This is a genomic window from Actinoplanes sp. G11-F43, assembly GCF_050589265.1.
Classification (GTDB): domain Bacteria; phylum Actinomycetota; class Actinomycetes; order Mycobacteriales; family Micromonosporaceae; genus Actinoplanes.
The window spans coordinates 116,476-135,081 of the sequence record NZ_JBNZCE010000008.1 but is presented as its reverse complement, the minus strand read 5'-3'; the positions used below and the strand labels follow the sequence as shown (position 1 = coordinate 135,081).

Below are 18,606 nucleotides of genomic sequence, written 5' to 3'. Positions count from 1 at the left end.
ATGTACGTACCCGCGAGGTTGACCCTGCCGGTGGCCCACATGCATGTCAGACGCTCGGAGACGCTCGACGGCTGTGAGCTGGTCTGGGCGGACGGCGAGATCACCGTGGACGGCGCGATCGACCAGGCCAACGCCGGCACGATCACCGAGCGGCTGTGCGCGGCGATCATCACCGGTGCGGTCACGCTGGTGGATTTCAGCCGGGTGACCTTCTTCAGCGCGGCCGGGTTGCACCTGCTCGAAGCGGTCGCGGTGGCGGCCCGGGCGGCGGACGCCATCGTCCGGGTGCGCTGCTCCGCCCCGGTCTGGCTGATCCTGGACCTGTGCGAGACGGCCGAGTTGCCCGGCCTGGTGCTCGACCGTCATCCCGAACCTGACGGGACCTGGTGATGAGCGCACCCGCCGGCCGGCCGACGCGGGGACGATTCGAGCACACCGCTCTCATCGTCGACTCCGACGACAGTCTCGACCGGCTCCTGATGCCCGTGCTGCGCCGCCATGTCAGCGACGGCGAGCCCGTCATGATCGTGGTGAGCCCCGGTACCGAACGGGTCCTCCGTACCCTGTTGGGCGCCGACGCCCTGGCGCTGACCTGGGGTGAGGCGGGTGCCTTCTACCAGCGGCTGGGATTCGCGTACGAGGCGTTCCGCCGCTTCCTGCGGCAGCAGCACGCACAGGGCCGCAGTGTGCGCGTGATCGCCGAACCGGACATCCCGACCGATCTGGACGCGCCCGTCGACCGGGTCGCGGCCTACCTGTCGTACGAGTCGGCGTGCAACGACGCCTTCGCCGAGTACGGATGCCCGGTGATCTGCCTGTGGGACAGCCGCCGGCATCCCACCCTGGTCATCGAGAACGTCCGCAGCATCCACGATCACGAACTCACCGACCGGGGCAAGCGGCACAACAGCGCGTTCGTGCCCGCTCAGGACTACCTGGCCGGCCGCGCCGATGTCACGATGCCGGCCACACCCGCCGACATCGACATCGACAGCACCCTGTCGGTGATGGCCGACGTCGGCCGGGGCCGGGAATCGGTCGCCGGATGGGCCACCGATCACGGGTTCGCCCCGGCGGCGACCGCTCAGGTGGTCGCCGCCACCAACGAGGTCCTGACCAACGGCTTCCAGCACGGGGCGCCACCGGTGCGGCTGCGCGGCTGGCAGCACGGCAGCACGCTGGTGGTCCAGGTCGACGACCGTGGTGGCCGTGCCATTCCGCCGGATGCCGGTTATCGCGCGCCCGCCCGGCCGGCCACCGGGGCCGGGCTGTGGATAGCCCGGCAGTTCGCCGACATCGTGCTCACCCGGACGGTCACCGGAAACACCGCCGTACGGATGTACTTCCCCCACGCCCTGACCCACCGCGACCCGGGCGGCTCATGACGGCGGATCGGTGTCCGGCCGTCGGACAGCGCGCAGCCGCCTGGCCCACCTCGCCGGAGGCCACCCATGAGCGGTCACCTGCTCCTGCTCTACCGCGATGCCCACGACCTCGGCGAACAGCTGGCCGCAGCCCGGCCACCGGCCGGCCACCGCGTCGTCGTGGCCTGCCGTCCGGAGAACCGGGACGTGGTGTTCGCCGGCCGCGACACCGTGCACATCGAACGGCCCGACATCCACACCCGCCCCGCCGCGGCGCTCGCGCTCTACCGGCGACTCGCCCGCCCGCCGGACGCCGGGCCGATGACGATCGTCGCCGAACCCCGTCCGGGCACCACCGGGCGGGACTGGATCCGGGCCGCCCGATGCGAGGCGGCCTGCGATCTCGCCGGTCCCGGCGACCATGCCGACCTCATCTGCGCCTATCCGGAGAACACCCCGGAGCCACTGCTCAAGAACCTGATCAACACCCACCCCGAACTGCTTACGCGGTACGGCCGGCAACTCAATCCGGACCATGCCGAGCCGGTGTCGGTACTGCGTGAACTCACCCCCTGCCGGCCGGGGCCGGAACCCTTGCACGCGCCGGTGCTGGAGATGACCGGATTCTCGACCATCACCGAGCTCGGGGCCGTCCGGCGCGAGATCGCCGCACACCTGGCGGGACTGCCGACGCTGGTCCGTACCGACTTCGTCGCCGCCGTCAACGAACTGGTCACCAACGGTCACCTGCACGGGGCCCCACCGCTGGGACTGCGGATGTGGGTCACCGGCGACCGGGTCGAATGCCGGGTCACCGACCACGGCCCCGGCGTGCCGGACCCGGTGGCCGGGTACCGCCCGAATCCCGGATCACGGCGCTCCGGCGCCGGGCTGTGGCTGGCCCGGCAGCTCTGCGACGACATCGACATGTGGCGCGCCGGCCGCGTCTTCACCGTCCGGGCCGCCACCGCCGTCTCCGCCGAACGCAACCGGCAGCACTTCGGCGCGGTCGCCCGTGCCGAGACCGCGCGCACCCGCGCCGGCCTGGCCGCCGAGCGCACTCATCAACGCCGATCGTGACCGGACGTGCCCGGTGGGCGCGCGGCGTTCTCAGCCGGTGACTGCTCGATCGTCAGCCGGGCAGAGTGAGGCAGGCGATCCGGGCGCCCGCCGCGCCGGCCTCACCCGGGCCGGTCTTGGTGGTCTGCGCGTGAATGATCAACGACTTGGGGGTACGCGCCGGGTCGAACCTCCACGCCAGATCGCTGGCGGCGGTGGCGTTGCCGGCCGGGCCGGTGGTGAAGTCCAGCCACACCTCGTTACGCGGGTTGGCGTAGTCGGGGTCGACCGACGGCGGTGAGGCCTGCGCCGCCGGGTCGGCCTGATGCTGGTAGTGCGGGCCGGCCGCGTCACCGGCGGGACCACACGGTTTGACGTGCAGGTGGGCGCCGTAGGCACGGTTCGCCGGGAATCCGCTCACCGACAGCCGCACCGATGTGCTGTCGGCGGCCGGCAGGACCGTGACGGTGGCCGTCGACCCGGCGGGCGCCAGTTCCGGGTCGTAGGTCACGGCGACGATCCCTTCCGCGTACGGCGTGAAGATGCCTGTGGCGATGTCCTGCTCACTGATCGCACCCTGGCCGGCGACTGTCGCCGACGACGTCGGCACCACCGTCGGCTCGTCGATGTCCTCGGCGCATCCGGTGAGCAGCGAAGCCGGTAGCAGCAGGGCGGCGGTCACGAGTAGGCCGGTACGGTGACGCATGGCGGTCTCCTGTCGTCGAGTGGCCCATCGGATACCGGCATACCCCGCAGAATCCGTGCAAACCGAACCCGGCCCGGATGTGCCGCGAACGGGGTCAGCCGATCACTTCATCGCGGCCAGCTGGATCAGGTTGCCGCAGGTGTCGTCGAGGACCGCGGTGACCACCGGGCCGTAGTCGACCGGATCCTGGGTGAACGCCACGCCCAGTCCCTTGAGCCGGGCCACCTCGGCGTCCATGTCGTCGACCGCGAACTGGGTGAACGGGATGCCGTCGGCGACCAGGGCGTCCTTGAGCGGCTTGGTCGCCGGGTGGCCGGCCGGCTCCAGCAGCAGCTCGATCCCGTCCGGGTCGGCGGGGGAGACCACGGTCAGCCAGCGGGCCTCGCCGGTGGGGATGTCGGTCTTCTTGATGAACCCCAGCTTCTCGGTGTAGAACGCCAGGGCCTTGGCCTGGTCGTCGACCCAGACGCTGGTGAGCTTGACGCTGATCATGGTGGTGGTTCCTCTCGCTGTCGCGGCCAGCGCTCGCTGATCGTGCGCAGTGGGCTCGTGTCGAGGTGATGGAATTTGAACCGGCCCTGGCGCCGGGTGTGCACCAGGCCGGCCTGTTCGAGGACGGCGAGATGCTGCGAGATGGCCTGCCGCGTGGATGTCAGACCGTGTCGCATGGTCAGCCGGGTGCAGATCTCGAACAGCGTCTGACCGTCCCGCTCGGTCAACTCGTCCAGGATGATGCGGCGGGTCGCGTCGTCGAGCGCCTTGAACAGCACGGGCTCGTCGGGCATGTGAACTTTATAGGCAAGCCGTCACTTGCCTGTCAAGGTCCTCAGCTGTTCTCAGCCTGATCTCAGCGGGCAGGGCAGAGACTGCGGCCTATGTCTTCGGTGTTTCCGGCGGCGTTGCACGCCGCGGTGCCAGGAGTCTGCTGCCTGCCGTTACTGTTCTGGGGGCCGTTGCTCGGCGCGGTCGCCTACGCCTACGCACGTCGTCGGAGGGGAAATGGCTGACCGGTTGCTGCCGGTGCTGTGGGATCTGCGCCGGGTCCGCCGGCGCGGCGGGGTCGCCGAGCGGCAGCGGGAACGACTCCACGAGATCATCGGGTACGCGCGATCCGCCTCGCCGTTCTACCGCGACCTGTACCGGGGCCGGACCGGCGACCTGGAGTCACTGCCGGTCACCACCAAGGCGGAACTGATGGAGCGGTACGACGACTGGTGCACCGACCGGGCGGTGACCCTGGCCGGGGTGCGGGAGTTCGTCGCCGACCCGGACCGGGCCGGTGCTCTGCTGCACGACCGCTACCAGGTGGTCACCACGTCCGGGACCAGCGGGGTCCGGGGGATCTTCGTGCAGGACGCGTCGATGCACACGGTGCTGTCGGCGATCACCGTGGCCCGCGCCAGCGGATCGTGGCTCACCGGCGGCGACTACCTGTCGATGCTGCGGCGCGGCAACCGGGTCGCCGCGGTGTGGGCGACCGGAGGCCACTTCGCCGGGTACGCCACCGCCCGCCGCCTGATCCGCCAACGCCCTCTCCGGCAGCGCGCCATCCGCATCCTCTCGGTCCACACCCCGCTGGACGACCTGGTCGAACAGGTCAACGACTTCCAGCCGACGATCCTCAACGGGTACGCCAGTGCGGTCGCGCTGCTGGCCCGGGAACAGCGGGCCGGGCGCCTGCACATCGATCCGTTGCTGGTCATCACCTCGGCGGAAACGCTCTCCGGGACCGAGCGCGACGACATCCGGGCCGTGTTCTCGGGCCGGTTGCGCGACCAGTACGGGTGCTCGGAGTTCATGGGCCTGGCGCACGGCTGCGACCGGGACTGGCTGCACGTCAACGCGGACTGGGCGATCCTGGAGCCGGTCGACGAGGCGTACCGTCCGGTGCCGGCGGGGCAGCCGTCGCACACCGTGCTGCTCACCAACCTGGCCAACCGGGTTCAGCCGATCATCCGGTACGACCTGGGCGACAGCGTCACCGTCCGGCCCGAGCCGTGTGAGTGCGGAAACCGCTTACCGGCGATCCGGGTGTCGGGGCGCACCGCCGACGTGCTGTCGTTCTCCGGGCCGTCCGGGGTGACGGTGGAGTTGCCGCCGCTGGCGCTGGGGACGCTGGCCGACCGTACGCCCGGGGTCCGGTTGTTCCAGATCGTCCGGGAGTCCCCGCAGCGCCTGGCCGTCCGGCTGCTCACCGAACCGGGCGCGGACGGGGACGGGGTGTGGGAGCGGGTGCACGAGCAGGTCCGGGCCTTGCTCGACGGGCACGGGCTGACCGGGGTGGTGATCGAGCGCGATCCGCGGCCGCCGGAACGCTCGCCCGGCGGCAAGTTCCGGTCCGTCCACTCGGCCTGACCACCGGCCGGTACAACGATGGTCCTACGCTCGTACCGTCGGCACCTGCCGTGAGTGTGGGTTCTTCTGGTGAGTGGGCGGTTGTGGAAAAAGGAACGATAGTCAGATTCGACGATGTCCGTGGGTACGGTTTCATCGCACCCCAGCGTGGCGGCGACGACGTTTTCGTGCACGCCAACGATTTCGGTGACCAGCGGCATCAGGTCACCGTGGGGATGAAGGTCAGCTACGAGGTGGTGCACTCCGACCGAGGGCTCAAGGTGGCGAGCGTGCGGCTGGAGGCCAAGGGTGGGGGTGTCGTCACCGAGCCGGTCGACCCGCCGGCCTCGCTGGAGGACGGCGAGTACGACGTGCTCACCACCGGCCAGTTCGAGGCCACGATCACCGAGCTGCTGTTGACCAACGTGCCGACGATGACCGGTGCGCAGATCGTGGAGGCCCGGCGCGCGCTGAGCACGATGGCCCGAGCCCACGGCTGGGTCGACGACTGACGGCCGCCGGAGGCACCGGCACCGGTTCACCGGTGCCGGTGCCCGGCTTTCGTCATCCGGTGCCGAGCCGTATCGTCCGCGCGCATCCGGCGGCGACGTGGTCGTCGTGGGTGGCGAGGATGACGGTGCGGCCCTCTTTGTTGAGTTCGCTGAGCAGAACCATGATCACGTCACGGTTGTCGTCGTCCAGCGAGCCGGCCGGTTCGTCGGCGAGGACGATGTCGCAGGGCTTGATCAGCAGCCGTGCCACGGCGACTCGCTGCTGTTCACCGCCGGACAGCGAGTAGATCTTCCGTTTCTCCGATCCGGTCAGCCCGACCTGATCGAGGGCGGCCGCGATGGTCCGGCTCTTCGAGCCGCGGCCGCGGGAATCCGTCAACGCGACCTCGAGGTTGCCCGCGACGGATTCGTCGTCGATCAGGGCGAAGTTCTGGAACAGGTAACCCAGGTGCCGCCGCCGGAGCCGGTTGGCGGCGCGGCTGTACGGCCGGGGCGCCCTGTCGCCGAGCAGCCGGATCTCACCGGCGTCCGGCGATTCCAGGAGCCCGATCATGTTGAGGATGGTGGATTTTCCGGACCCGCTCGGCCCGGTGAGTGCGAGCATCTCCCCGGGTTCGGCCCGGAGGCTGAATCCGGTCAGGATCGGCCGGTCACCGTAGCGTTTGTGGACGTCCAGGAGTTCGACGCCGGTGTCCATCGCTAAAGCTCCTTCAGCCGTCGGACCGCGTTGCGGCGTTCCACCACGATCGCGGTCAGGAGCAGGAACGGGATCTCGATCAGCAGGGCGCCGGTCAGGACCAGGACCAGTTCGACCAGGGTGCCGGTGAAGCCGTCCACGGCGATGCCGATGGCGGCCAGCAGGACGGTGAGCACCCCGGCGAGGATGGCCTGCCAGACGGCGGCGGTGCCCAGGAAGGCGAGCAGTTCCCGGTACGACCGGGCGAAGCTCATGCCGTGCAGCCGCCGCATCCATGACGACGGCTACGGCCTGCTCTGCGTGGCCGGCCTCGACTCCTCCGAGGTGATCCGGCGGCTCGACGGCCGGGCGATGACCGAGGACGAGCTGCTCGCCCACTACGACGTCGAGGTCGACGAGGACTGGGTGCCCGGCGCGGACCCGGACGACTGGCGCTGGCTCGACGACGTGCGAGATCTGCTGCTCATCGGCGTCACCGACGTCCCCGGTGGCTGTGTGGTGTCCCAGCCGTGGGGCTACCAGCCGCAGACCCCGCTGGTCGGCACGCTGCTGTCCGCGGGGACGGTCGCCTACGGCCTCTACGCCAACCCGAAGAGCGGCAACCAGGGCAGTATCTACCGCGACGGCGTTCCCATCGCCGGTGACCTGCACCCGGGCGGCCCGCCATGGGAGACCGACGACGCCGGCCGGGTCCCGCTCAGCTATCTGTACGCCCATCGCGCCGCGATGTACTCCTGCGGCTACGTCGGCTTACGCCCACCGGACGCCCGCTGCGTCACCGGCCCGGCCGACCGGTGGGTGCTGCTGCCCGACCGCGACTACTGGATGCGGCGATAGCGCGGTGAATGGCACCGCCGGGACCGGCACAGGGCTCACCCGGGCATGGCGAATGCTTGATCGCTGGACGCCGTACCATCCGGCGATGGAGATCGGGCAGATCATGGCGTCGGTGGAGGAGATGGTGTCGCGGCCCTTTCCCGACGCGGCCCCTGATGTCAGTGACTGGCTGGAAGGTGTGGGGCAGAGTGGGGCGGGAGCGCACTTCGTGCCCGTCGCGGTGTTCGAGAGTCTGTATGAGACGCCCGCCGACTACGACCTCACCGCCGCGGCGGTCTATGCGGAGGTCTACGAACGCTTCGAGGGACAGCGGCAGGAGATCGCGGCCGCGATGACGGCGCTGTGGGGGCCGCCTCGGCGGTACACCTTCCGGGCCGAGTATGACCGGGTCCTCGCCGGTGACGGGAACGTTTCGGGGCTCGCGTACGACCTGGCGATGTTCGCCGGTGAGGACATGATTCCGGCATGGTCTCGTCACGACCGGATCGTCACGCTGCTGCTCGGCCAGATGGACAAGGAGTTTCCGATCGTGCTGACCGTGGCCGTCATCCGGCCGGGCGTCGGCGGTCCGGCGGCGGCGTCATGAGCCGGCGTCAGGAGGTGATCGGGCATGTCGCGGGACGGATTCCGGCCGGGCGGGGCGGTGACTGCCTTCGGGTTGCCGTCGACGGGCCGGACGGGTCGGGGAAGACCGTCTTCGCCGACGAACTGGCCGACGCCGTCGGTGCGCTCGGCCGACCCGTCGTGCGGGTGTCGATCGACGACTTTCATCACGTTCGGGCCGTGCGATACCGGCAGGGGCGGGAGTCGCCGATGGGGTTCTGGCAGGACTCGTACGACTATCAGCGGTTTCGGGGCGACGTTCTGGAACCGTTCGCGCCCGGGGGGACCCGGCGCTATCGGGCTGTCGCGCACGACGTGGACACCGACGCGGTGCTCGACCCGCCGGTGCGGACCGCAGCGCCGGGAAGTGTGCTGATCGTGGACGGATTGTTCCTGCACCGCGACGAGATCGGCGACGTGTGGGATCTGTCGGTGTTCCTGGACGTCCCGTTCGATGTGACGGCGAAGCGGATGGCCGGGCGGGACGGCACCGACCCGGACCCGGGACATCCGGCGATGCGCCGCTACGTCGAGGCGCAGCGCATCTACTTCACCGTGTGCGCGCCGCAGCAGCGGGCCGGCATCCTGATCGACAACGAGGACTTCGCGGCGCCCCGGATCGTCGAGGTCACCCGGCCAGGCGTGCCACCAGGCCGTGCCGTGGGGCCAGCAGGTGGGCGATCAGAAACGCCCCGGTCAAGGTGAGCACGATGGTGCCGCCGACCGGCAGGTCCCACGACCAGGACAGGTAGAGGCCGACCAGCGCGCAGCCGGCGCCGATCACCGGGGCCAGGGCCATCATCACCGGCAGGCGGTCGGTGAGCAGGCGGGCGGTGGCGGCCGGAGTCACCAGCAGCGCCAGGACCAGGATGTTGCCGATCGTCTGCACGGCCATCACCACCGCCAGGGTGACCAGCACGTAGAGCAGCAGGTCCAGCCAGAACACGCGCAGGCCCAGCGCCCGGGCCGTCTCCCGGTCGAGGGTCACCGCCACGAACTCCTTGTGCAGCAGGAACACCGCCAGCAGTACGGCGATGGTGGTGCCGCCGACCACGTACAGATCCCGGTCCGGAATGCCGGTGATCGAGCCGAACAGGAACTGCTGCAGCGAACCGGCGTATCCGGGCGCCCGGGAGATCACCACGATGCCGAGGGCGAACGCGGCCACGAAGAAGATGCCGATGACGGAGTCCTCCTTCAGCCGCCGGTTCTGGGCGAAAACGGTCACCAGCAGGGCGGTGACCACCCCGGCGATGGTGCCGCCCAGGACCAGGCTGCCGGAGAACAGGAAGGCGATCGCCAGGCCGGGGAAGACCGCGTGGGCGACGGCGTCACCGATGAAGGCCATGCCGCGGAGCACGACGTAACAGCCGACCACCCCGCACATGATCGCGGACAGCACGGCGATGGTGAGCGCCTTCGGCAGGAACGCCAGATCGGGGTTGGCCAGGTCGGCCAGGAACTGCCACGGTGACATCTCAGGCCTCCACCAGATCGAGCGCTTTCAGCAGGTGACTGCCGGGGCCGACGTCGAACGTCCGCATCCACAGCCCGGCGTCCCGCAGCGATGCGGGCGGGCCGCAGGCGATCACCGTGCGGTTGAGGAGGATCAACCGATCACAGGTGTACGCCGCGGCGGTCAGATCGTGGGTAGCCATCAGGACGGCACGATCCCGCGCGATGTCACCGAACAATGCGGTGAGCGTCTCCTGCGCCGGCATGTCCAGGCCGGTGAACGGCTCGTCCAACAGCAGCACCGACGGCTGCAACACCAGCGCCCGGGCCACCAGCACCCGCTGCCGCTGCCCGCCGGACAGTTCACCGACCGGACGTTTCCGCAGGTCGGCCAGGTGAACCTGATCGAGGGCGTCCCACACCGCCTGCCAGTGCGCCGCGGTCGGGCGGCGGAACAGGCCGATGCGGCGGACCAGCCCGCTCAGCACCGCGTCCTGCACACTGGCCGGGAAGTCCCAGGTGAATTCGTGGCGCTGGGGGACGTACCCGGCGCTGGTGCTGTTGATCTTGCCAGCGCGGAGCGGGACCAGGCCGAGGGCGGCACGCATCAGGGTGGTCTTGCCGGCGCCGTTCGGGCCGAGCAGGGCGGTGAAGTCCCCGGCGTCCAGGCGCAGATCGACATCCCGGAGCACGGGGCGCCCGCCCAGGTCGGCGGCCACCCCGGTCATCTCTAGGGCCGCGGTCATCGGGTGGCCTCGCGCTCGCGTTCGGCCCGGCGGCGGACAGTCGACTGCCGGAACACCAGCCCGCCGATGATCAGCACGGCCAGCGCACCGGCGCCGATGAGGGCCGGCGCGGCGAACGAACTCGATGCCTCCCGGGCGTCGGGGGCGGCAGCGGCGGCCGAACCGGAGGCGGCGGCCGGCGGCGCGGTGAAGGCGGTGTCGTAGTCGGGTGCCGTGGCGTCCCCGACGGCCAGGCGCAGCATGGTGCTCGCCGAGGCGGTGGAGCCGTCGGCCAGGTCGGCGGTGACGTCGACGGCCAGCTGATAGTTGCCGGGCTTGGTGAAGACCCAGTTGGCGTGGGTGTGCGTGTTGGTCTCCACCCACAGCGGCTGGGGGAGCGGTTTCGCGGTGTTCCACAGGACCTGGGGCGCGCCCAGATTGCCCGACTGCAGGTAGACGGTCACGTCACCGGGGCCCTGGGCGCCGCGCAGGCTGAGGGTCACGCCACGGCTGATCGCCTGCATGACCGCCGGGTCCTGGGTGTTCCAGCCGATCCAGACCACACCCTGCTTCTCCGTCTGCGGTACGACGTGCACCTTCTCGCCGGGCTGCGCGCCGAGGAACGCGTACGCCGGATCGTCCGGAACCTCCAGGAGAGCGGTGTCCCGCACGTGCAGCACGGTGTCGGCGGGCTCGCGCCACACCGACGGCACGGCGTGGTCGTCGTGGATCTGAATGCTCCACCTGCCGTCCTGCAGGCGCGGCCCGATGTCGACGTGCCCGGTGTCCAGGACGACACGGCCGGTGGCCTGGGACTGGTTCGGGTCGACGGTCTGTGACAGCCCGCCGTCCGGCGACGGGGCGGTGGGGGTGGTGGCGAGCAGGACGGCGAGCACCGCGGCAGCGGTCTTCATCGGGGGTTCCTCATCAGGTCAGGCATCGGTTCAGGGAGTCGGCGTTGAAGCGCATCATGGCGAGGTAGCTGGTCACCCGGCCGTCGAAGGCGTCGCCGTAGATGTCGCACACCCGCACGCCCTCCTGCCCGGCGACCTCGACCAGGGTCGACGACCGGGCGCGCAGGTTGGGTTCCAGGAAGACGGCCTTGATGTGCAGGTTGCGCAGCGTCTCGGTGAGGCGGCGGCGGTCGGCGAGGCTGGGCTCGACGGCGGGGTTGGGGGTGACGAATCCGGCGACCGGGATGCCGTACGCCTTGGCCAGGTAGGCGAAGGCGTCGTGGGTGGTCACCAGATGGCGGTTCGGCGCCGGGATGGCGTCGATCCGTTCCTTGACGTACGTGTCCAGGGCGCTGAGTTCGCCCAGGTAGCGGTCGGCGGCGGCCCGGTAGTCGGCGACCCCGGCCGGGTCGGCGGCGATCAGGCTGTCCCGGATCAGCTCGACGTAGGACTGGGCGTTGCCGACGTCCTGCCACAGATGCGGGTCGATCTCCCCGTGGACGTGCCGGCCCAGCACCGCCTGCGGCAGCTGGTGGATCTGTGTCCCGGGCCGGCCGAGGAACCGGAACCCGGGTCCGGCCGGCACCTCCTTGAGAGCTTTGGCCGGCACCTCGATGACGGTGGTGGCCGGCTCGTGCCGGACCTGGTCCTTGCCGTGGTCGTCGGACCAGAGGTACAGCTCGGCGGTGTCGATGTCGGCGGCGATGTCGGTGTGCCCGTCGCGCAGGATCGTGGCGCCGGCCATGCCGGGGACGGTGTGCGGATCGACACCGACGGCGAAGGTGAAGGTCTGCTCGCCCATCGGCACCGGCTTGGTGTCCACGGCCACCGCGAGTTCGGCGCGCAGTGTCAGCCGGTAGACGCCCGGCGTGTCGAAGGCCCAGCTCATGTGGGTGTGCGCGTCCGGCGGCAGGGCGATCGTGTCGTCGCGGTAGCCGTTGGCCGGGTCGAAACCGTCACCGGAGTCGAAGGTGATGTCCGGGTTGCCGAACGACTCGGTGAGGTATGCCGACAGCCGGCCCGGCCCGTCGGCCCGGGTGGCGGACAGCCGGACGTCGGAGGAGCGGTTCACGCCGTACGCCGAGCCGGTCCCGCGGGCACGCAGACCCAGCCAGATGGTGTCCAGCGAGACGTCCTCGACCAGCGGGATGATCTCGGCGGCGTACTTGGTGGCGCCCTCGGCCAGCGAGATCTGCTCGACACCGTCGGGCAGATTGGCGTCCATCGTCTTGATGACGCTCTGCGCCTCCAGCATCAGGTAGTTGCTGAACGCCACGTCGGCGTACACCACATTGCGTACGTCGCGCAGCGTCGGCTCGTACGCGTGCGCGTCGGCGTCGTCCGGCACGATCGAGGCCACCCGGACCCGGTCGCCGCCGACGTTGCGGACCAGGTCGGCCAGCACACCGGTGGTGGTGACGACCTGGATCCGGTCGTCGGATTCGGTCAGCGTCGGCGGCGCCGTGCATCCGGCCATGGTGAGCAGGACCGCCGCCAGGCAGGTCAGTCGTCTGGTCGGCATCACTCGGCCGGGGCCTCGTCGCGTCGCCGGGTGAGCCGCATGACGACCACGCCACCGACCACGAGCAGCGCGCCACCGCCGACGAACGCGACGATGTTCATGCCGGTCTTGGCGAGGTCGCCGCCACCGGACTTGCCGTCGCCGGTGCCGTTGCTGTCGCCGCCGCCGGTGGTCGGGTTCGTGGTGGAGCCGCCACCGGCGGGTGGGGTGGTTCCGCCGGTTCCGGTCGAGTCGCCGACCGCCAGGGTCAGGACCTTGCTGTCGGTGACCGATTTGCCGGCCTTGGTGGTGGCGGTCATCGCGACGGTCAGCCGGTAGCGGCCCGCCTTGGTGAACGCCCAGCTGCCGTGCGCGTGGGTGTTCGGCGGGATGCTGATCTGCTGCGGCAGCTTCTTCGCCGAGTCGAACAGCACTTCGGGGCCACCGAACGAGTCGGTGAGGAACAGCTTGAAGCCGCCGGGGCCGTCGACCTTGGTGAGCTTCCAGGTGACGTTGCCCTTGGTGCCGCTGACCACCGACTCGTGCTGGGTGTTCCAGCCCGGCCAGACGATGCCGGACTCCTGCTTCTGGGGCAGGACGAACACCTGGTCGCCGGCGGTGCCGAGGAACGCGTACCGGCTGTCGGCGGGGACTTTGATCTCGGCTTTGCCGGTGACCTCGAGGACCACGTCGCTCAGCTCGCGCCAGGTCGGTGGGGTGGTCGCGTCGTCCTTGAGGCGGATGGTCATCCGGTCGCCGCTGAGGTTCGGCCCCATGTCGACGTGGCCGTCGGCGATGACCTTCGGAGCGGCGGCATCGGCTGCGGCCTTCGCGGCCGGGGCTGCGGCGTTCTCGCGCGGAGCGGACTCGGCAGCGGGCGCTGCGGCTCCGGGTGGCGCGGCGGCTTGCGGTGCGGCCGGAGGTGCGACTGCGGCGGCGGGGACCGCCACCGAGTAGACGGCCTGGTCGCTCACCGTGGTGGAACCGTCGCGTGCCGAGGCCCGCAGCGTCACCCGATACTCGCCGGCCGCGTCGAACATCCACACCACGCCACCGATGCGCTGGCGGCCGGGCAACGTGGTGCTCTTCGGGCCGTCGCTGTCCAGCAGCAGGCGTGGCCGGCCCCACTCGGAGAGGGTGTAGGCGGCGAACGAGCCCGGCCCGTCGACCGAGACCAGGTCGAGGGTGACGTCGCCGCGCGGCACGCCGGTGGTGTCGAAGGTCGAGAAGGGCGAGTCCTGCTGCAGCGACCAGACCGGAACGCCGGGCCTGCCGAGGAAGGCGAAGCCGGGATCGTCGGGAACCACACCGGCCGGCGTGCCGGAGGCGGTGAATCGCAGCGTCCGCGGATCGGCCGGCGTCTGCCCATCGGTGCGGAACCGCATCGTCAGCTCACCGGACTCCACGGACACGGCGATGAGATCCGCGCCCTCGGCCGTGGGATCAGCGGCCAGTGCCGGACCGGCCGAGGTGATGGCGGCCAGTGTCGTGACCGTGGCGGCGGCCGCTGCGGCGCGCAGGCGGTTCATGAGGTTCCCTTCGAATCCGAGGAGGTCGCCTGCTCGCGTCCGCGCTGTTCGGCGGCGGCCAGCGCGGCCCCCATCCGGGTGCGGCGGCGACGGCGGGCGAACAGCCAGGCTGCGGTGAGTGCGATGACGAGCCCCAGCACGGCCAGCTGTGACCACGGGATCAGCCACAGGGTCCGGGTGTCGGTGATCCGGGCCGGGGCGGGATCGATGGGCCGTCCGTCGGCGGGTGCGGGCATGATCTCGCTGATCACGTACTCGTGGAACAGCGGCGGCACCGCGTCCAGGGTGACCGCGGTGCTGACCGATCCGCCGGGCAGGATCTCCGGGATGGCCGCCGCCGTCGCGGTGCGCACGCTGAGACCGAACGGTCCTTCGACCCGGGTGGAGGGGGTGCCGGTCAGGCGTACGTTGCCGGTGTTGGTGACGGTGAACGACGCCGTGACGCGCGGCAGGGTCAGGGGATTCCAGGACGTCGCGGCTTTCACCCGTACGTCGGAGATGGTCAGTTTCGGCGTCAGCGGACCGGCCACCCGCAGATAGACGCGGGTGCCGACCCGGTGATCGACGGTGACCCGGTTGCCGTTGCCGTCGGTGACGTCGGCGGCCAGCGAGGCGACGAGCCCGGCGGCGTGGTCACCGGGGGTGGCGTTGTCCGGAACGGTCACGGTGAACGGCACCACCACCCGTGACGAGGCCGGCAGGGTGAGCGTGGAGCGGCTCGGCTTGACCCACGAGCCGGCGTCGACGGCTTTGGCGTCACCGGCCAGCAGCCCGAAACCGCCACCGGCGGTGGTCAGCGCGTCGGTGGCGTACAGACGGAGGGTGAGCGGTTCGGCCGCGTGGTTGGTGACCGCGACGTGATCGGTGATCGCAGCGCCCGGGTCCAGTTTGTAGTCCAGGGCGGGACGGCCGTTCGGCCCCCGCGGCCCGGACGGGGCGACCGACCAGGTCAGGGAGTCGGCGGCGGCCGGAGCCGGCGGCACGAGGACACCGAGGGCCAGAGCCAGGGCGGCGACGGCATTGCGGGTACGCATGAGGGGTTCTTCCGTTGATACACAGTCGCGGGGGGGGGGGGGGGGGGNACGTCTCAGATGGCCGTCAGGGTGAGGGTGCCGGTGTAGGTGCCGGCGTCGGTGTCGGTCGGGACACTGAGCTTCAGCTCGGCGTCGAGCTGGGCGGTGCCCAGGCCCTTGCCGTTGGGTGCCGAGGCCAGTGCCGCGTTGTCGCCGAGGCCGGTGTGCGGCTGACCGGAGACGTACGGTGCGGAGACCGGTCCGGCGACGACGCCCTGCTGGTCCCCCTGCGTGGTGATGCTGGGCGTCCAGCCGAGGTAGCTGCCGGCGAAGGTCTTGCCGTCACCGGTGCGGAACCCGTCGGCGACCTGCCCGGACGCGGTCCAGCCCGGCTTGGCGCTGCGGGTGTCGGTGACCGTGACCGGCTTGAGCGCGCCGACGCTCTCCCACCTGTCGCCGGTGGCGTTCAGGGCGGCGGCCGGCAGGGTGACGGCACGGTTCTCGGGATCGACGCTGATCACGAGGGCGCCGTCGGAGGCGTTGATGGTGGCGGTCACCGTCTTGGCGGCGCTGCTGCCCGGGTCGGGGAAGGCCACCCACAGCCAGGACGGTGCGCTGGTCGCCACCACCTTGCTGCCGTCGTACAGCTTGACCAGGTATTCCGCGCCGTTGAGGGCCCGGGTCGCGGTGAAGGTGTACGAGACGCCGGTCTCGCCCTCGATGGCGGTGTAGTCCTGCTCGCCCGGCTTCCTGCTGAACCACTGGTATTTCGTCAGTGATCCCCGCGGGGTCTGCACGGCCTGGAGGGTGACCGAGGTGCCGGGCTGCTGATCGCCGTCCGGCATGCCGCTGACGGTCAGTTCCACGTCGCCGCCGCCCGGCTGCAGGTCGCCGACGACGAACCGGTAGTCGACCGGCCCGGTGCTCAGCTTCGTGCCGTCGGTCAGCGTGGCGTCGGCCTGGAACTTCAGCGTGTACGCGCCGGTCGCGGAGAACACCCAGCCGGCGTGGGCGTGGGTGTGCACCGGGACGTCGAGCTTGTCGGGCAGGCCGTCGTTGCTGCGGAACTTGATGCTCGGCGTGCCCAGCGAGTTGGTGTCGAACAGGGTGACGTCACCGGGCCCGTCCACCCCGACCAGGCTGAGCTGCACCTTGTCACCGGTGAAGACACCGGACTTCAGGGTGGTGGTGTTCCAGCCCGGCCAGAGCAACTCCTGCTCCTGGACCTGCGGAAGCATCCAGACCTTGCTGCCGGGTGTGCCGAGGAAGGCGAACGACGGCAGATCCGGGACCAGGGTCTCGGCGGCCGGGAGGACCTGGAAGGTGACGTCGGCCGGATCCCGTACGACGGCGGGGCTGATGGTGTCGTCCTTGACCTTCAGCTTCAGCGCGCCGCCCTCGTAGTGCACGTCGACGGCGTCGGTGTGGCCCTTGGACAGGACCACGGCCTCGGCGGCCAGTGCGGGGGAGGGGTGCAACAGAGCCACGGTGAGACCGGCGACGAGGGATACAGCCCATATGTCAGGTCTCTTCACGCGGGTACTCCTTTCTGGACCTGTTAATGAAAACGAGTTTCGTTTCGGGGGACGCTAGCATGCCCGGCCCGGACTACGGGAGGACGGTGAAGGTGAAGACCTTGGCGCCGGTGGAGACGGTCGCGCCCGTGCCGGCCAGGCGGGCGGTCACCTCGAAGGTCGCGGAGTAGGTGCCGGCCTCGGTGAAACCCCAGTTGGCGTGGGTGTGCGCGTTCCGGGTCACGGTCCGGGTGTCCGGCAGGCCGTCACTGGAGTCGAACAGCCGGGTCGGGGTGCCGGTCGACACCGTGTAGACGCTCATGTGGCCCGGCCCGCTGACACTCGTCAGTTTGAAGGACATAGAATTGCCCTGGAGTACGCCGGACGGCACCTCGGACGTGTTCCAGCCCGCCCACAACAGCCCACTCGTGTTGCTCTGCGGCAGCACCCAGGCGGTGTCACCCGGAGTGCCGAGGAAACCCCAGCCGGCGCCACCCGGGACGGTGATCTTCGCGGCGGCCGGGACCTGGAACACCACGTCGGCCGGATCACGCTCCACCAGACTCCCGCCGGTCTCGTCGCCGACCGACAGGGTCAGCGCGCCCGCGGCGTAGTCGACATCCAGCACGTCGACATGCCCGCTGGTCAGCGTGGTCGCGGCGAGGACCGTGCCCAGAAGTGCGGAGAGCGCGCTCACGGCTGGACCACGACCCTGTAGACGGCCGGGTCGGAGGTGACCGTGGTGCCGTCCAGCAGGGTGCCGGTGGCCCGTACCTTGATCAGGTAAACGCCGGCCTTGGAGAACGCCCAGCTCGCGTGCAGGTGCGTGCCGGTCTCCAGGGGCAGCGCGTCGGGCAGCCCGTCACCACTGTTGATCAGCACGTCCGGGGTGCCGACGGCGTCCTCGGTGAAGACGGCGACCTTGCCGGAGCCGGTCACCTTCTCCACGTTCAGGGTGACCTGGTCGCCGGCGAAGACACCGTCGTCGATCTCCTCGGTGGCGATGCCCGGCCAGAGCAGATCCTCGTTCTGCGCCTCGGGCAGGATCCAGACGGGTTTGCCGGCGGCGCCCAGGAACCCGTAGGCGGGGTCGGCCGGAACGGTGGTCCTGGCGGCCTTCCTGACCAGGAAGACGACGTCGTCGACCTCCCGTTCGACATCCGGTTCCACGGTCTCGTCGTGGACACCGATCTCCAGCGCGCCGTCCTCGTAGGCGATGTCGACCAGGTCGACGTGCCCGGCACTGAGCACCACGACGGGCGCGGCCTGGGCCGGAACAGCGGTCCCGAGCAGGGCGGCGGCAAGCACACCGGTCCCCAGCAGCAGACGCAGCGGTTTACGCAAGACAGTCTCCTCGTATCGGTCCGGCTCGATGGCGGCCGGATCAAGGAAGACCTTAATGGTTTTCATTTTCATTAGGAAGGCCTGGCGCTTCTTCAGGCCGACGCCCCTCCGCCGGGTCGGCGGCAGACCTCAACCCCGCGGATGTACGCCCGTCGGGTCCACGAAGATCGGGTCGCCCCGCCTGGTCCCCGCAAGGCGGGCGAATCCCCGGCCGTCCCGCGACCGCCGGGCGAATGCGCTGCTCACCGCCACCGGGCCCGATGCGTAAAACGCCCGGCCCACCCCTCACCCAGGCGACCCCTCAATTGATCTCGGTGGATTAATAACCGGAAAGATCCCTGCTCGTGGCCGCCCAATCGTTCGCGGCCAGCCCCTCGCAGCCAGTCCCTTGTGGTTGATCGTTCGTGGCCAGTCCTAGCGGCCAGTGCGTCGCGGCCAGTCGTTCGTGGCTAATCCCTCG

At 70.5% G+C, this 18,606-nt stretch carries 22 protein-coding genes; 8 read left to right on the top strand and 14 right to left on the bottom strand.

Translation table 11 applies throughout. The features are described 5' to 3' along the window. The first annotated feature begins 39 nt into the window (after positions 1-39). The 3 genes from ACQ0O7_RS09750 (at position 40) to ACQ0O7_RS09740 (ending at position 2,444) form a co-directional block, all read left to right on the top strand. Positions 40-390, top strand: a complete 351-nt coding sequence (locus tag ACQ0O7_RS09750; RefSeq protein WP_430781543.1) for an STAS domain-containing protein — start codon at positions 40-42, stop codon at positions 388-390. Continuing rightward, positions 390-1,385 (top strand): MEDS domain-containing protein, encoded by a 996-nt coding sequence (locus tag ACQ0O7_RS09745; protein WP_430781541.1) that lies wholly within the window; start codon positions 390-392, stop codon positions 1,383-1,385. The genes ACQ0O7_RS09750 and ACQ0O7_RS09745 overlap by 1 nt, the downstream gene beginning before the upstream one ends. A gap of 66 nt (positions 1,386-1,451) precedes the next feature. Beyond that, a complete protein-coding gene (locus ACQ0O7_RS09740) occupies positions 1,452-2,444 on the top strand; it encodes an ATP-binding protein (protein WP_430781539.1) in 993 nt (330 codons plus the stop codon). Between the two features lie 52 nt (positions 2,445-2,496). Here ACQ0O7_RS09740 and ACQ0O7_RS09735 read toward each other — a convergent pair whose 3' ends face one another. From ACQ0O7_RS09735 to ACQ0O7_RS09725, 3 genes are all read right to left on the bottom strand, one after another. Then, the gene (locus ACQ0O7_RS09735; protein WP_430781538.1) at positions 2,497-3,129 is read right to left on the bottom strand and encodes a superoxide dismutase family protein; all 633 of its coding nucleotides are present in this window, start codon (positions 3,127-3,129) and stop codon (positions 2,497-2,499) included. A 102-nt stretch (positions 3,130-3,231) separates the two neighbouring features. Beyond that, a complete protein-coding gene (locus tag ACQ0O7_RS09730; RefSeq protein ID WP_430781623.1) occupies positions 3,232-3,618 on the bottom strand; it encodes a VOC family protein in 387 nt (128 codons plus the stop codon). After that, on the bottom strand, positions 3,618-3,914 hold the full coding sequence (locus tag ACQ0O7_RS09725; RefSeq protein WP_430781537.1) for a metalloregulator ArsR/SmtB family transcription factor: 297 nt from the start codon (positions 3,912-3,914) through the stop codon (positions 3,618-3,620). The genes ACQ0O7_RS09730 and ACQ0O7_RS09725 overlap by 1 nt, the downstream gene beginning before the upstream one ends. Before the next feature lie 214 nt (positions 3,915-4,128). Between ACQ0O7_RS09725 and ACQ0O7_RS09720 the strand changes: the two genes are divergently transcribed. Both ACQ0O7_RS09720 and ACQ0O7_RS09715 read left to right on the top strand, forming a co-directional pair. Beyond that, complete coding sequence (locus ACQ0O7_RS09720; RefSeq protein WP_430781535.1) at positions 4,129-5,484, top strand: phenylacetate--CoA ligase family protein; 1,356 nt, start codon at positions 4,129-4,131, stop codon at positions 5,482-5,484. An 83-nt stretch (positions 5,485-5,567) separates the two neighbouring features. Next, on the top strand, positions 5,568-5,975 hold the full coding sequence (locus tag ACQ0O7_RS09715) for a cold-shock protein (protein WP_430781534.1): 408 nt from the start codon (positions 5,568-5,570) through the stop codon (positions 5,973-5,975). Between the two features lie 52 nt (positions 5,976-6,027). Here ACQ0O7_RS09715 and ACQ0O7_RS09710 read toward each other — a convergent pair whose 3' ends face one another. Further along, positions 6,028-6,672: an ABC transporter ATP-binding protein gene (locus ACQ0O7_RS09710; protein ID WP_430781532.1), complete on the bottom strand. Its 645-nt coding sequence runs from the start codon at positions 6,670-6,672 to the stop codon at positions 6,028-6,030. Between the two features lie 2 nt (positions 6,673-6,674). Continuing rightward, on the bottom strand, positions 6,675-6,926 hold the full coding sequence (locus ACQ0O7_RS09705) for a hypothetical protein (protein WP_430781530.1): 252 nt from the start codon (positions 6,924-6,926) through the stop codon (positions 6,675-6,677). Here ACQ0O7_RS09705 and ACQ0O7_RS09700 point away from each other — a divergent pair. From ACQ0O7_RS09700 to ACQ0O7_RS09690, 3 genes are all read left to right on the top strand, one after another. Continuing rightward, positions 6,925-7,509 carry a hypothetical protein gene (locus ACQ0O7_RS09700; protein WP_430781529.1) on the top strand — a complete coding sequence of 195 codons (585 nt, stop codon included), beginning with the start codon at positions 6,925-6,927 and terminating at the stop codon, positions 7,507-7,509. The two genes, ACQ0O7_RS09705 and ACQ0O7_RS09700, sit on opposite strands and share 2 nt — an antisense overlap. An 85-nt stretch (positions 7,510-7,594) precedes the next feature. Beyond that, positions 7,595-8,095, top strand: coding sequence for a hypothetical protein (locus ACQ0O7_RS09695; RefSeq protein ID WP_430781527.1), 501 nt, complete (start codon positions 7,595-7,597; stop codon positions 8,093-8,095). Then, positions 8,092-8,817, top strand: a complete 726-nt coding sequence (locus ACQ0O7_RS09690; protein WP_430781525.1) for a uridine kinase — start codon at positions 8,092-8,094, stop codon at positions 8,815-8,817. Before ACQ0O7_RS09695 ends, ACQ0O7_RS09690 begins: the two co-directional genes overlap by 4 nt. Here the strand turns inward: ACQ0O7_RS09690 and ACQ0O7_RS09685 are convergent. From ACQ0O7_RS09685 to ACQ0O7_RS09645, 9 genes are all read right to left on the bottom strand, one after another. After that, a complete protein-coding gene (locus ACQ0O7_RS09685) occupies positions 8,741-9,589 on the bottom strand; it encodes an anchored repeat-type ABC transporter permease subunit (protein ID WP_430781524.1) in 849 nt (282 codons plus the stop codon). The genes ACQ0O7_RS09690 and ACQ0O7_RS09685 overlap by 77 nt on opposite strands. A 1-nt stretch (position 9,590) precedes the next feature. Further along, a complete protein-coding gene (locus ACQ0O7_RS09680) occupies positions 9,591-10,313 on the bottom strand; it encodes an anchored repeat-type ABC transporter ATP-binding subunit (RefSeq protein WP_430781523.1) in 723 nt (240 codons plus the stop codon). After that, entirely contained in the window at positions 10,310-11,206 is an 897-nt protein-coding gene (locus ACQ0O7_RS09675) for a choice-of-anchor M domain-containing protein (RefSeq protein ID WP_430781522.1), read from the bottom strand. The genes ACQ0O7_RS09680 and ACQ0O7_RS09675 overlap by 4 nt, the downstream gene beginning before the upstream one ends. Positions 11,207-11,219: 13 nt before the next feature. Continuing rightward, positions 11,220-12,767 (bottom strand): anchored repeat ABC transporter, substrate-binding protein, encoded by a 1,548-nt coding sequence (locus tag ACQ0O7_RS09670; RefSeq protein ID WP_430781521.1) that lies wholly within the window; start codon positions 12,765-12,767, stop codon positions 11,220-11,222. Beyond that, complete coding sequence (locus ACQ0O7_RS09665) at positions 12,767-14,275, bottom strand: TIGR03773 family transporter-associated surface protein (protein WP_430781520.1); 1,509 nt, start codon at positions 14,273-14,275, stop codon at positions 12,767-12,769. Before ACQ0O7_RS09665 ends, ACQ0O7_RS09670 begins: the two co-directional genes overlap by 1 nt. Then, positions 14,272-15,309 carry a WxL protein peptidoglycan domain-containing protein gene (locus tag ACQ0O7_RS09660; protein ID WP_430781519.1) on the bottom strand — a complete coding sequence of 346 codons (1,038 nt, stop codon included), beginning with the start codon at positions 15,307-15,309 and terminating at the stop codon, positions 14,272-14,274. The genes ACQ0O7_RS09665 and ACQ0O7_RS09660 overlap by 4 nt, the downstream gene beginning before the upstream one ends. A gap of 53 nt (positions 15,310-15,362) precedes the next feature. Continuing rightward, a complete protein-coding gene (locus ACQ0O7_RS09655) occupies positions 15,363-16,823 on the bottom strand; it encodes a choice-of-anchor M domain-containing protein (RefSeq protein WP_430781518.1) in 1,461 nt (486 codons plus the stop codon). A gap of 73 nt (positions 16,824-16,896) precedes the next feature. Then, positions 16,897-17,499: a choice-of-anchor M domain-containing protein gene (locus ACQ0O7_RS09650; RefSeq protein WP_430781517.1), complete on the bottom strand. Its 603-nt coding sequence runs from the start codon at positions 17,497-17,499 to the stop codon at positions 16,897-16,899. Continuing rightward, positions 17,496-18,146 carry a choice-of-anchor M domain-containing protein gene (locus ACQ0O7_RS09645; RefSeq protein ID WP_430781516.1) on the bottom strand — a complete coding sequence of 217 codons (651 nt, stop codon included), beginning with the start codon at positions 18,144-18,146 and terminating at the stop codon, positions 17,496-17,498. Before ACQ0O7_RS09645 ends, ACQ0O7_RS09650 begins: the two co-directional genes overlap by 4 nt. Between the last annotated feature and the right edge of the window lie 460 nt (positions 18,147-18,606).